Source organism: Sphingomonas sp. AX6 (genome assembly GCF_902506605.1).
Classification (GTDB): Bacteria; Pseudomonadota; Alphaproteobacteria; order Sphingomonadales; family Sphingomonadaceae; genus Sphingomonas.
The window spans coordinates 2,473,915-2,486,935 of sequence record NZ_LR733979.1 but is presented as its reverse complement, the minus strand read 5'-3'; the positions used below and the strand labels follow the sequence as shown (position 1 = coordinate 2,486,935).

The following is a 13,021-nucleotide window of genomic DNA, read 5'->3' as shown; positions in this document are numbered from 1 at the left end:
AGTCGATGGCCGAGAAGCAAAGCTCATTGCAGGACCTGTTCCTGAACGCCCTGCGTCGTTCGAAAACCCCGGTGACCATGTTCCTGGTCAAGGGCGTGAAGTTACAGGGCATCGTCACCTGGTTCGATAATTTCTCCGTGCTTCTGCGCCGCGATGGCCAGTCGCAACTGATCTATAAGCACGCGATCTCCACGATCATGCCATCGGGCCAGGCGGACCTGGATGCAATCGTGAAGCAGGTCGCCGAACAGCAGCACAAGAACCCGTTGCTCCAGGAAATCTTCCTGAACGCGGTGCGCAAGAGCGGCGACAACGTGACGATGTTTCTGGTGAATGGCGTGATGCTTCAGGGCCAGATCGCGGCGTTCGACCTGTTCTGCATGTTGCTCCAGCGCGAAGGCATGTCGCAGCTCGTCTATAAGCATGCGGTATCGACGATCCAGCCTGCCAACCCCCTTAATCTTGCCGAAGAGCAAGCCTCGCTGGACCAGGATTGAGTACCGGCTTCGAGCGCGATGCGCGTGAGTTCACGCGCGGTGCCCGCGCGATCGTTGTGCTGCCCGACAGCGGCGGGGCAGCGCGCGACGCAGAGGCACGAGTCGAGGAAAGCGCGGGGCTGGCGTTGGCGATCGGGCTGGAAGTCGTTGCCAAGACCGTGTTGCGCGTCCGCCAGCCAAAACCCGCCACGCTGATCGGCAGTGGCCAGGCGGACGAACTGGCCATCACCGTGCGTGATTTGTCGGCGGACCTCGCGGTATTCGACGCGAGCCTGACCCCCGTGCAGCAGCGAAATCTGGAAACGCTGCTGGGGTGCAAAGTGATCGATCGCACCGGGCTGATCCTCGAAATCTTTGGCGAACGCGCTGCGACAGCCGAGGGGCGGTTGCAAGTCGAACTCGCGCATCTCGATTATCAATCGGGGCGGCTTGTACGCAGTTGGACCCATCTCGAACGCCAGCGCGGCGGTTTCGGCTTTCTCGGCGGTCCGGGCGAAACCCAGATCGAGGCCGATCGGCGTTTGATCCGCGACCGCATGGCGCGATTGAAACGCGAACTCGATCAGGTCGGTCGCACGCGCTTGCTCCATCGCGAACGGCGTCAGCGCGCGCCGTGGCCGGTGATCGCGCTGGTCGGCTATACCAACGCCGGAAAGTCCACGCTTTTCAATCGTCTGACGGGTTCAGACGTCATGGCAGAGAATCTGTTGTTCGCGACGCTCGACCCGACATTGCGTCAGGTTCGCCTGCCCGGCATCGATAAGGCGATCATGTCCGACACGGTGGGTTTCGTCAGCGATCTGCCGACGCAACTCGTCGCTGCGTTCAAGGCGACGCTGGAGGAAGTGATATCCGCCGACCTGCTCCTGCATGTCCGTGACGTCGCGCATCCCGATACCGACGCTCAGGCCGCCGATGTCGAGAAGGTGTTGGCCGAACTGGGCGTCGACGAGGAAACCCCGCGTTTCGAAGCGTGGAACAAGCTCGACCTGCTCGACGACGAACGCCGCGAAGCGATGATGGCCGATGCGGCACGTCGCGACGACGTAATCGCGATTTCGGCTTTGACGGGCGAGGGGGTCGATGCGCTGGTCGATACCGTCGCCGAACGTCTGACCGTCGGGCATCGCCGCTATCACGTGGCGCTGGATGCGGGTGACGGTGCGGCGGCGGCGTGGCTTCACGCGCATGGCGAAGTTCTCGACCAATGGGTCGATGGCGATCAAATCAGTTACGAAGTGCGGATGGCACCGGGCGATTTCGACCGCTTCAATCGCCGCTCGGACTAAGTTTCGCGCGCTGCCAAAGCGCTTCTTTCTCGTCGAGCGATAGAGCGGCGAATCCATCGCCGCCTTCGCTTTCGATCGCGCGGAACCGTCGTTCGAACTTGGCATTGGCGGTTCGCAGCGCAGCCTCTGGATCGACCTTCAGGTGTCGCGCCCAATTCACGACCGCGAACAGGAGGTCGCCGACTTCCTCAGCGCGGGTCGCATCGTCCGCCGCCTCGATCTCGGCGATTTCCTCGGCGATCTTGGCCTTCGGGCCTTGTTCGTCGGGCCAGTCGAACCCGGTCCGCGCGGCGCGCTTTTGCAGCTTCTCAGCGCGGAGCAGGGCAGGCAGCCCGATCGCGACTCCATCAACCGCGCTGGTGGCGCCCTTGGCGATGCGTTCTTCGGCCTTGATCTGTTCCCATAGATGATGGCCACCATTGGCGCGGTCGCCGAAGATGTGCGGGTGCCGACGCTCCATCTTCTCGCTGATCGCTGCGATCACATCGCCCAGGTCGAACGCGCCCATTTCCTCGGCCATGCGTGCATGGAACACCACTTGGAGCAACAGGTCGCCAAGCTCATCCTTCAGCTCGGACATATCGCCCCGCTCGCACGCGTCGGCGACTTCATAGGCTTCCTCGATCGTATAGGGCGCGATCGTTTCGAAGGTTTGAACGCTGTCCCATTCGCAACCCGTCTTCGGATCGCGCAGACGCGCCATGATCGCGACGAGACGGTCGATCATGCGATCCAGGGCCTGGGCAAGAGGGCAGCCTGACGCTCCCCCTCAAACCACGCATCAGTCACATCGATAATATGCATTATGTAAAACATAGCCGTGCGAGCGGCAGGGACAACGAAGCATCGGCTTTCACCGCGCCGCTCCCTGACCATATCGTCAAAGTCTCAGGTTGAAGCTGTAAGTCGCCGCGACGCCAGCATAAAACTGGCTTTCCGAGCCGAATGAGCGGACGATCGGCGATTCTTCACCCGCGCCGACCAAGCGGTCGTAACCGGCCAAGCCGTAAACGCCCCAGCTTTCGGTCAACTGATAATGACCGGATGCCTGCAAGCCAACGGCATGCACACCGCCGTCAGGCGCATAGGCACTCAGGCCGGTGCGGATTGCGGCATCGGGTTCGACACCGAAATAGCGACCTTCGAACTCGCCGTCGCCGAACCGCACGCGCGGACCGACGCCCATCACGAGGCGTTGATCGGGACTGCGCAGGATGTAATCCACCGCGATGTCGCCGACGATGCCGTCATGGCCGTTGACGCCGATCCGCGCTTCACCGCGCACGCGGATTGCCTGGGTTGGATAGGCTTCGACGAACACGCCCGGCTCGATCCCGATCTTGACGTCGCCGACAGCGGCCCCGACATCGTCTTCGTCGCGTTTCGCGCGGAAATTGACCACCGGGCCGATGCTGAAATTCTCACCGCGGATCAACCGAATGCCCGGGCTATCGTCCGATGCGCTGTACGGCATCGGTTCGCCCGGACGCCGGATCTTGCCGAACGGCAGCGGAAACACCGAATAGCCGTCGGAGCCAAGATGTTTCGGCCCCACCTGCGCGCCCAGGCCGATCGTCACCACGCGTTCGCCATCGTCTGCATCCTGCGCGGCGGCGACAACCGGCATCATCCCCAGCAGTGCCACGACAGCAGCGGAAACGCGGCGCGAAGGCCGCTTCACGATCGAGCGAAATGCCATATATCTGTTGCCCTTATCCTGTTCGGGAATCACGTTTCGACACCCGAACCCGACCCCACGGCGTCGGTAGCGCTTGTCGGCGCAGTTGGTTCCAGGATCAAGACCCCCTGCTCCACGCGCCAGCCATGCAACCGCGATAGCACGTTCATGCCGATGACGTTCAAATCGGCCTCGCCCGGCAGGATGACGACAGCGACATCGCGCATGGTCATGTTGCCGATCGTCAGCGTGTCGATGGTGCCGCGACGCGCGGTCATGGCTCCACCCGCCGTCTGCAGAACGACCGGAAAGCCACTGACAACCGGCTCAATTCCGGCTTCCTCCGCAGTTCGCTCCGATAGCACGGTGAGCGTCGCGCCGCTGTCGATCAACAAGCGCTTGTCAACGCCGTCGATGCTGGCGCTGGCCCAATAATGACCATCGGCCGACCGGCGGATGCGAACCGTGTCGCCATCGACCGTCTGCTCGGCAATTCCCAGCGATTCCAGGCCACCCCGCGCGATCGCGCCAATCTCCTCGCGTCGATCGAAGATGAGGAACAGCACCAGCGCGATCAATGCCCAGGCGAGCAGCGATTTGACGACGAACCCTATCGACACCCGGCGAACCGCCAGCGCCGAGATCACCAGCACCAGCGCGCCGATACCCCATAACAGATGCACCGTATCGAACCCGCTCACGCGATCAGCTCCATGCCGTCATACCCAGGTTCGACGCTCGGTGGCAGCGAGCCCATCAGCGTCGCATAGTCCATCGAATTGTCCATATGCACAAGCGCCGCGCGCGTTGGCCTGCAGTCGTCGATCCAGCCCAACACGGCATCGAGATGCGGATGCGTCGGATGCGGTGCCCGCCGAAGCGCATCGACCACCCAGACATCGAGCCCGGCGTAAAGCACCTGCATCGCACCGGTGAATTCATGGAAGTCGGTGGCATAACCGATTGCTTTGCCGTCTTTTTCGAAGCGCAGCCCGGTCGCGAAGATGTCCCCATGCGGCTGATCGACCGCGGTGATGTCGATGTCGCCAATGCGCCGCGTCGTGCCGAGTTCATCGACCGTTGCCGTCGGACGATAACCGCCGCTGCCTGCAAACACATAGCCGAAGCGCGCGTGGAGCCTTTTGATGGTCTGGGGATGTGCGAACCCGGCGACGGGTGCGCGCATGATGTGGAATAATTGGCGCAGATCGTCGATGCCGTGGGTGTGGTCGGCGTGATCGTGAGTCCAGATCACCGCATCGATCCGATCGAGCCCGGCAGCGTTCAACTGTTCGCGCATATCCGGGCTGGTATCGACCAGAATGCGCGTGGTTTCGCTTTCGACCAGAACCGATGCGCGGCTTCGGCGATTGCGCGGTTCGTTGGGGTCGCAGTCGCCCCAGTCGTTGCCGATGCGCGGCACCCCCGACGATGTGCCCGAACCCATGATACGGATTTTCAGCATCTTGGCGCTGGACGCTCGTTCGTCATGTTTCCGTTTTGGCGAACAGGGTGTGGAAATTGACGCGCGTCCGCTCCGCCAGTTCGTCGGCGTCGTCGCCGCGCAGATTTGCCAAGAACCGACAGGTATCGGCGACGAAAGCCGGTTCGCCGGGCTTGCCACGATGGGGAACGGGAGCGAGGAAAGGCGCATCGGTTTCAACCAACAGCCGGTCGATCGGTAGCCATTTGGCGGTGTCTTGCAAATCCCGTGCGTTCTTGAACGTCACGATTCCCGAAATCGAGATATAAAAACCCAGGTCCAATGCCTTGCGCGCAAACTCTCCGCTCGCGGTGAAGCAATGGATGACACCAGGATAGGCTCCCTTCCCCATCTCATCGGCCAGGATGTCTGCGGTGTCCTGCTCGGCATCGCGGGTGTGCACGATGATCGGCAGTCCGGTTTCACGCGAGGCGGCAAGGTGGCTGCGAAAACTCGCTCGCTGCCGGTCGCGGTCGCTATGGTCGTAGTAATAATCGAGCCCGCTTTCGCCGATGCCCACCACGCGCGGATGCGCGGCACGGTCGACCAGCTTGGCGGTATCGACATCAGGATGCTTATCCGCTTCGTGCGGGTGGATGCCGACGGTCGCCCACACATCGGCCTCACGTTCGGCAACGCCCAGCACATCGTCCCACTCGCTCTCGCGCGTCGCGATGTTGAGCATCGCGGTCACACCCGACGCACGCGCCGCCGCGAGTACCTCGCCCTGTCGCTCGGCGAGGCCTTTGTAATTCAAATGGCAGTGGCTGTCGGCGAGCCGCATCAAACTTCCTTATCGTCGGCAATCACTTCGCGTCGGGGGAAGATGGGGGTTGGCGGTGCAATGCGGAAGCCCTGAGCCTCCAATTCCGCATACCAGCCATCGCGATCGGCCAGTGCAGCGTGACTGCGATCGGTGACGCCGAGCTGGTCGAGCAAGCTGTTGGCCGAGGTCGGCACCACCGGCAGGATCGTCACGCCCAGACTGCGGATTGCGCGCAGCAACGTGCCCAACACCGCGTGCATCCGATCGGGATCGGTCTTGCGCAGCGCCCAAGGTGCCTGGGTGTCGATATAGGCATTGCACGCGAAAACGCCGCGTATCCACGCCTCCACCCCTTGCGTCAGAGCGAGATCGGCGAATTGGTCACGAAACTCCGCGCAGGCTGCATCGACAAGATCGAGCAGTTCGACGTCGGCCGCTTCAGCACGGCCAGCAACGGGCAATGCGCCCTCGAGATTCTTCGCAATGAACGCCAGCGTCCGCTGCGCCAGGTTGCCGAAGCTGTTGGCTAGATCGGCATTGGCGCGCGTCACGATCGCTTCCGCCGAAAAGCTACCATCCTGGCCGAACGACACGTCGCGCATCAGGAAATAGCGCAACGAATCCACGCCATAATGCTCGGCTAGTTTCATCGGATCGACGACATTGCCGCTAGATTTCGACATCTTCTCCCCGCGGTTGAGCAGGAAGCCATGGCCGTAAACCTGTTTGGGCAGCGCAATCTTCGCAGACATCAGGAATGCTGGCCAGTAAACCGCATGAAAACGCACGATATCCTTGCCGATCAAGTGGATGTCGGCAGGCCAGTATTTCGCCATCCGGTCGGCATCATCGGGATAACCCGCCCCGGTAAGATAGTTGGTTAGCGCATCGACCCAGACATACATGACATGCCCGTCAGAGCCTGGCACCGGCACGCCCCAATCGAAACTGGTGCGCGAGACGGACAAGTCGATCAGCCCGCCTTCAACGAAGCGAACCACTTCGTTGCGGCGGCTTTCGGGGCGGATGAAGTCGGGATTCGCGGCGTAGAAATCGAGCAAGGGCTGTTGATATTTCGACAGGCGGAAGAACCAGGTCTCCTCCTTGGTCCATTCGACGGGGGTGCCTTGGGGCGACAGTTTGACGCCCCCCTCCCCGCCGGTCAGTTCCTTTTCCTCGTAGAACGCTTCGTCGCGAACCGAGTACCAGCCCTCGTACCGATCGAGATAAAGGTCGCCCGCATCGGCCATCGCTTGCCAGATGGCCTGGCTCGCGCGGTAATGCTCGGATTCGACGGTGCGGATAAATCGATCGCACGAAATATCCAGATCGCGTGCCATGACATCGAAATATCCCGACATTTCGTCGGCGAGTTCGCGCACCTCGACCCCTCGACCGCGTGCGGTTTGGACCATCTTCAGCCCATGTTCGTCGGTGCCTGTCTGAAAGAACACGTCGCGCCCCGCTTGGCGCTGGAACCGCGCGATCGCGTCGGCAGCGATCATTTCATAAGCGTGGCCGATATGCGGCTTGCCGTTGGGATAATGGATCGCGGTGGTGATGTAGAAAGGATCGGCCATGCGGTGCGCCTTATCGCGCGACGGTGCGGAAGCCAATGGATATGGCCTACCACTGACAAGCCTCACCGTTCGTTTCGAGCGAAGTCGAGAAACGCCAGCGGAGCGCCGAGTTCACGTTTCTCGACTTCGCTCGAAACGAACGGGTGGGGTTGGTGATGTTATCGCAAATTCGTTGGTGCCAACCGCGCCACGACCCCGCCCAGCTCGAACACGCTCGCCTGAGCATCCAGCGACAATCGGATCGAACTCGCCGCGACCTGGCGGCTCGTCTCATAGACCTGCAGCGCAGAGGCCAGCGCATCGCCCGTCGACAAACGCGCCCGCTCCGCCACGAAACTGGGCACCCGCTCCAGAAACGCCTCGTATCGTGGCTGGGCGTCCTTGGTCGACAGGGATTTGGCGAGACGGTTGCGCACCGCATTATTGGCATCGCCCGTGTCCGCAATCGTCGCCAGATCGCGCTCGATCGTCGCCAGCTCCAACCCCGCGAACGACAGCGCCCGCCCCGGCGAGCCGCCCCCTGCCCGCACCAGTGCCTCGATCTCGTCGGCAGAGGCATCTGGCAATTGCTCGCGCAGCAACCGCGCGACATCCCCGTCCGCGACCGTTTCGAACCGCAGCACGCGACAGCGCGATCGGATAGTCGGCAGCAACCGCCCCGGCGAATGGCTGACGAGCAGGAAGATCGTGCCGGCAGGCGGCTCCTCCAAATTCTTGAGCAGCGCGTTGGCGGCACCACGCTCCAGATCGTCGATCGCGTCGATTACGATCACCCGCCTGCTCCCCATACTGGGCCGCGTCGCGAACCGTGCGATCAGCGCGCGGACATCGTCGATGGGGATCGATCGCTTGATGCCCTTTTCAGGCTTGTCGGGATCGACCAGCGGGCGCGTGAGGATGCGGAAATCGGGGTGATTGCCCTTGTCGAACAACTGCGCCGCCGTTCCGCGCGGATGGGCGGCAGCGGACAATACCCCCTCCCCCTCTTCCTGCGCAGCGAGCAATCGGCCCGCCGCTTCGATGGCGAAGCTGGCCTTCCCCACCCCTTCCGGACCTGAAAGCAACCAGCAATGGTGCAGCGATCCGCTCCGCGCCGCCTGATAGAACGCCTCGTGTGCGCTGGCATTTCCAACCAGTGACGTCATGGCAGCAAATCGGCGATGTCCGCGATCAGCGCCTGCGTGACGCTCGCGGGATCGGCACTTGCGTCGATACGCCGCACGCGGTCTCCCTCGGCATCCGCGATCCGCGCGAAGATCGCGGCGACAGCGGTGTGGAAATCGCTCGCGCGCATCCCGAACCGGTCGGTCGCGTCGCCATCGCGTGCGCCCGCCCTCTCTGCGCCTGCCTCTGGCGACAGTTCCAGGAAATAGGTGCGGTCGGGCAAAAGCCCCCGCGATCCGAACCCGTGGAGCGCCAGGATCGCGGCATCGTCGATCCCCTGCGCGCCCTGATAAGCGCGAGTGGAGTCGATATAGCGGTCGCAGATCACCCAACTGCCAGCCTCAACCGCCGGTCGGATCGACCGCTCGACATGATCGGCGCGCGCGGCGGCGAACAGCAGCGCCTCTGCATGCGGGCTCCAGCGGGTGACGTCACCCTGCATCAGCAACGCACGGATCGCCTCTGCCCCTTCGCTGCCGCCGGGTTCGCGCGTGACGACGACATGGACGCCACGTTCTTCAAGCGCGGCCGCCAACCGACGCACCTGCGTCGATTTGCCCGCGCCCTCACCGCCCTCAAGCGAAATGAACTTGCCGCGCACCGCCCGCCCGATCAGGCGAACAGCGCCATCAACCCGGCCCAGGCCCGACCGAAGAATCCGGCTTCTTCAACCGCGGCTTCGGCGACGAGCGGCATGGTCTGGGGGGCCATTCCGGGCATGGTGACGACCAGGTCGGCGACATGCTGACCCGCGGCGATCGGCGCCTTGATCGGGCCGGTATAGACGACCTTGGCCTCCATGTCGGGCGAGGCGCCCGCCGGGATAGTGACAGTCAGATTTTTGGGCGCGACCAGTCCGACTTCGGTTTCGGAGCCCAATTGCACATCAGCAGTCGTCACGCGCTTGCCTTGCGACACGACGGCGCGCGCGCGCCAAGCGCCGAAGCCCCATTCCATGAAGCGCACCGATTCCTCGGCGCGCCCGCCATAGCTGTCGAGCCCAGCGACCACCATCACAAGGCGGCGGCCGTCGCGCTCAGCCGAACCGGTAAAGCCATAGCCCGCCTCTTCGGTGTGTCCGGTCTTCAACCCATCGGCCCCATTGACGCGGCCCAGCAGCGGATCGCGATTGGGCTGGGTGATCGGCGATCCGCCCATCGTCTCGCCAAAGGTAAATTCGCGTTTCGGGTAGAAGCGCTTGTAGAGGTCGGGGAAATTGGTGACGGTCGCGGCCGCCAGCTTGCCCAGATCGCGCGCGGTAACATAAGTGCAGCCCTCGTCCGGCCACCCGTTCGAGTTGCAGAAATTACTGTTCGCCAGCCCCAGTTCCTTGGCCTTGGCGTTCATCAACCCCGCGAACGCCTCTTCGGTGCCCGCAATTCCCTCTGCCAACACGACCGACGCGTCGTTCCCGGAGACGACAACCACGCCGTCAAGCAAATCGGCGACGGTCACTTCCTGATCGGGCGACAGGAACATGGTCGAGCCCGCACTCGGTCCGTTCCACCGCTTCCAGGTTTCGGGGCGAACACGCAGCCGCTGATCGAGCTTCAACTCGCCCTTCTTGATCAGATCGAACGCGACGTACGCGGTCATCATCTTGGCCATCGACGCAGGCGGCATCCGGCGGTCGGCGTCCTTCACGAACAATTCCGCACCCGACGACAGGTCGATCATATAGGCAACCGGTGCGCCGCCCTGAAACGACGGCGCCTGCGCCGCGATCGGGGTCGCGAGCAGGGCAGCGAGAACGAGAGCGGGTGCAAGCTTACGCATCGAATGAATATCCGGTCTTCAATGGGTTACAGAAAAATGTTCAAGATCAGTTGGAACGAACGACCGTCGCGTCGCGATACCCGGCGACAATCGCCTTGGTTCGCGCCGCGTCCGCATCGGCACGCGTGACGAACGGCCCCATCCGGACGCGGGTAAGCGCACCGCTGGCATCGGTAAAGCCACCCAGTCGAGTGGCGAGCGATTTGGCGTTCGCGGCACTGGAGAAAGTGCCGACCTGAACCACGAACCTGCCTGTCCGAGCGGGCTGCACCGCAGGCGTCGGACGCGGCGTTGGGGTCGTCGTGGCAACCGGACTCGGGCTGGGCTTTGGCGCGGGCGTCGGGCTGGCAGCGGGTGAGGAGGTCGGGATCGCGGCGGGGGCCGTAGTGGCGACCGCGACCGGCGCGCCGCCCGCAGGCAACATCGCACGAAGGCCGGTCAGCAAGGCGGCAGGCGCATCGAGACGGGTCGGGGCCGCACCGCCCGATACCAACGCCGCCTCGTCCTGCGCGGTTGGCGCAAGTGCGCGCACCCGCACCGGCGCGGGCTTCGACAACTCCAGACCAAGCTGGCTTGCGGCCACCGGAGATAGCCTAACAACCGTACCCGCGGGCAGCGCCGCCTGTTCGGTAACCGCCACCAGGATCGTCTTGCCGCTATCCAGTGCGGTGACCTCAACGAAATCGCCCGCGTTCAGTGTCGCATGCGCGGCATAAGCGGCGATCCGCGGCGGTGCAGCGCCCTCATGCGCGCGGGCATAGCCGACCTGATCGACGCGCTCCTCGCCCGGCTGCACTTGCGACGATCCGCTCGGCACGCCGTCGGGGACCACCGGCATGTCCTGCGAAGCTGCGCCCCCCAGCGCGAATGCCGCCAATGGCAGCAGGAACAACTCAGCGCGCGATTTCATCCGCCAGCAACCCCACCGACAAAGCATAGAAATTGGAACAGTTATAATCGAGGATGACCCGGTAATTCCCGGTCAACAGATAAGCGGTCTGCCCCGGCCCGTCGGGCTCGATCAGCGATGCCATGACGTTGTCGCCCAGCGTGCGACCTTGTGGCGTAATGCCCAGCGCGCGCCATTCGGCCATCGTCCGCCACTGGCTATGCCGTTCGAACACCCGTGGGCAGCGCGGCGACACCATCCGTGTCGTCAGCTCGCTGCGGTTGAAGCCGCCGGGCACGCGCACCGGCACGCCCCACGGCTCGCCCGAGCGCCAGCCCGAAAACACGAAATAATTGGCGATCGACGCCAGCGCATCGGCTTCGCTGCTCCAGATATCGGCGACACCATCGCCATCGCCATCGACGGCAAGGCGCAAGTAAACCGAAGGCAGGAATTGCGGATGCCCCGTGGCTCCGGCCCAGCTACCGACCAGCCGCGACCGCGGGATGCCACGATCCATCGCCTTCAGCACCGCGATGAACTCACCGGAGAACAAGGCGCGGCGGCGGCCTTCATAGGCCAGGCTAGCAAGTGAGCGTGCGAGGTCGAAATCGCCGCGCACTGCGCCGTAATTGGTCTCATGCCCCCAGATGGCGACCATCACCTGCGTCGGCACGCCGGTCTGCTCCGAAATCCGGTAGAGCGTCGGGCGCACCCGTTGATAGGCATTGCGCCCGCGACTGATCCGCGACGCATCGACATGCCGTGCCTTGTAGGGGGCGAAAGGCGGTATCGCGCTCGATCCCGGCGCGCCGCCCGGCTGCCCGCGATCGAGTTCGACGACGCGCGGGTTGTAGGTCAGCGTAGGCACGACCGCATCGATCGTCCGCTGGCTGACCCCTTCACGCCGTGCCTCGGCGGACAGCGTCCGCATGTAGGAATCGAAACTCGCCCCATCCTGCGCGAACGCAGCAGAGGAGGGACAAATGGCTGCAAGCGCAAACGCAAAAAGGCCAAGGCCCGCACGTCGCGCATTTCCGAACACTACCCGCATGTCGGTTGTTATGCACAGCGCGGGGGCCGCGCGAAACCCCCACCGACACATTTGCTTGCAAGAAACCCTCCGATCGCCCTATTCGCGCGCTCAAGCGGACAGGTGGCCGAGTGGTTTAAGGCAGCGGTCTTGAAAACCGCCGTGGGTGCAAGCTCACCGTGGGTTCTTACCTTAACTAGCGGTAGGCCATCCCCCATGCGGGTTTGGCGTTCAGATGGATCCTACAGAAGGTGTATCGGCGGTAGTTTGCATCCCTCAGTGGTGTGCTCAAGCTCATACATTCCCGAACGCTGCCCAAGACTCGTAAATCATGAGGGCGAAGCACTCGATTTCATGTGAGATCGCAATTCGTTCGAGGCCTAGCGATGATTCTGAGTATCGACCGTTCTGTCCCCTGACAGCGCTATGACGTTGCAAACGAAGTGGCCACTCCCACTAATCGCTTCAAACGATCTTACTTAATCTGAGCGCGACTGCACGGGCTACGGCGAACGCAACTGGCTATGGTTCACGGCTCCGCCTCAGTGTTCAACGCGCGGGTCGCCAACCGGGTCGAACGATCTGGCGACACATTCGGGGTCATATTCAGGTTACTACTACGGTTTGGGCGCGTTCTCATTGAACACTGATTGAACGTCGAGCTGAAAACTTCCGGGTTCATCAGGCACTATGCCGCAGCAATCTGCCACCACCTATGGAAGAGGGCGGCCGCTCGCCTCAAAGTGATGCAAGACCAAGCCCAGTTTGCCGTCCGGTGGAAGCGTCGCTGGTTCGTCTGCCAGTCCGGAACATCGTCTATGCCGACGACGCCTAGGACGCTGCCGCATTCACGACCTGATCAAACG

The 13,021-nt window shown here is 63.1% G+C and carries 13 protein-coding genes; 2 read left to right on the top strand and 11 right to left on the bottom strand.

Features of this window, described 5'->3' with window-relative positions; genetic code table 11:
* Positions 1-5: 5 nt before the first annotated feature.
* On the top strand, positions 6-497 hold the full coding sequence (gene hfq / locus ENHY17A_RS12005) for an RNA chaperone Hfq (RefSeq protein WP_159713011.1): 492 nt from the start codon (positions 6-8) through the stop codon (positions 495-497).
* On the top strand, positions 494-1,786 hold the full coding sequence (hflX, locus tag ENHY17A_RS12000; RefSeq protein ID WP_159713009.1) for a GTPase HflX: 1,293 nt from the start codon (positions 494-496) through the stop codon (positions 1,784-1,786). The genes hfq and hflX overlap by 4 nt, the downstream gene beginning before the upstream one ends.
* Here the strand turns inward: hflX and mazG are convergent.
* The 11 genes from mazG to ENHY17A_RS11945 form a co-directional block, all read right to left on the bottom strand.
* Positions 1,767-2,513 (bottom strand): nucleoside triphosphate pyrophosphohydrolase, encoded by a 747-nt coding sequence (gene mazG, locus ENHY17A_RS11995; RefSeq protein WP_159713007.1) that lies wholly within the window; start codon positions 2,511-2,513, stop codon positions 1,767-1,769. The two genes, hflX and mazG, sit on opposite strands and share 20 nt — an antisense overlap.
* A gap of 153 nt (positions 2,514-2,666) precedes the next feature.
* Positions 2,667-3,485: a MipA/OmpV family protein gene (locus tag ENHY17A_RS11990; protein ID WP_159713005.1), complete on the bottom strand. Its 819-nt coding sequence runs from the start codon at positions 3,483-3,485 to the stop codon at positions 2,667-2,669.
* Between the two features lie 29 nt (positions 3,486-3,514).
* Positions 3,515-4,165 (bottom strand): retropepsin-like aspartic protease family protein, encoded by a 651-nt coding sequence (locus ENHY17A_RS11985; protein ID WP_159713003.1) that lies wholly within the window; start codon positions 4,163-4,165, stop codon positions 3,515-3,517.
* Positions 4,162-4,929, bottom strand: a complete 768-nt coding sequence (locus tag ENHY17A_RS11980; protein WP_159713001.1) for an MBL fold metallo-hydrolase — start codon at positions 4,927-4,929, stop codon at positions 4,162-4,164. Before ENHY17A_RS11980 ends, ENHY17A_RS11985 begins: the two co-directional genes overlap by 4 nt.
* A 22-nt stretch (positions 4,930-4,951) precedes the next feature.
* On the bottom strand, positions 4,952-5,731 hold the full coding sequence (locus tag ENHY17A_RS11975) for a TatD family hydrolase (protein WP_159712999.1): 780 nt from the start codon (positions 5,729-5,731) through the stop codon (positions 4,952-4,954).
* Positions 5,731-7,293, bottom strand: coding sequence for a methionine--tRNA ligase (gene metG / locus ENHY17A_RS11970; RefSeq protein WP_159712997.1), 1,563 nt, complete (start codon positions 7,291-7,293; stop codon positions 5,731-5,733). The genes ENHY17A_RS11975 and metG overlap by 1 nt, the downstream gene beginning before the upstream one ends.
* Before the next feature lie 158 nt (positions 7,294-7,451).
* Entirely contained in the window at positions 7,452-8,438 is a 987-nt protein-coding gene (locus tag ENHY17A_RS11965) for an AAA family ATPase (RefSeq protein WP_159712995.1), read from the bottom strand.
* Complete coding sequence (gene tmk / locus ENHY17A_RS11960; protein WP_159712993.1) at positions 8,435-9,058, bottom strand: dTMP kinase; 624 nt, start codon at positions 9,056-9,058, stop codon at positions 8,435-8,437. The genes ENHY17A_RS11965 and tmk overlap by 4 nt, the downstream gene beginning before the upstream one ends.
* Positions 9,059-9,069: 11 nt before the next feature.
* Complete coding sequence (locus ENHY17A_RS11955; protein WP_159712991.1) at positions 9,070-10,233, bottom strand: D-alanyl-D-alanine carboxypeptidase family protein; 1,164 nt, start codon at positions 10,231-10,233, stop codon at positions 9,070-9,072.
* A gap of 46 nt (positions 10,234-10,279) precedes the next feature.
* Entirely contained in the window at positions 10,280-11,143 is an 864-nt protein-coding gene (locus ENHY17A_RS11950) for an SPOR domain-containing protein (RefSeq protein ID WP_159712989.1), read from the bottom strand.
* Positions 11,127-12,176, bottom strand: coding sequence for a lytic murein transglycosylase (locus tag ENHY17A_RS11945; protein ID WP_159712987.1), 1,050 nt, complete (start codon positions 12,174-12,176; stop codon positions 11,127-11,129). The genes ENHY17A_RS11950 and ENHY17A_RS11945 overlap by 17 nt, the downstream gene beginning before the upstream one ends.
* Between the last annotated feature and the right edge of the window lie 845 nt (positions 12,177-13,021).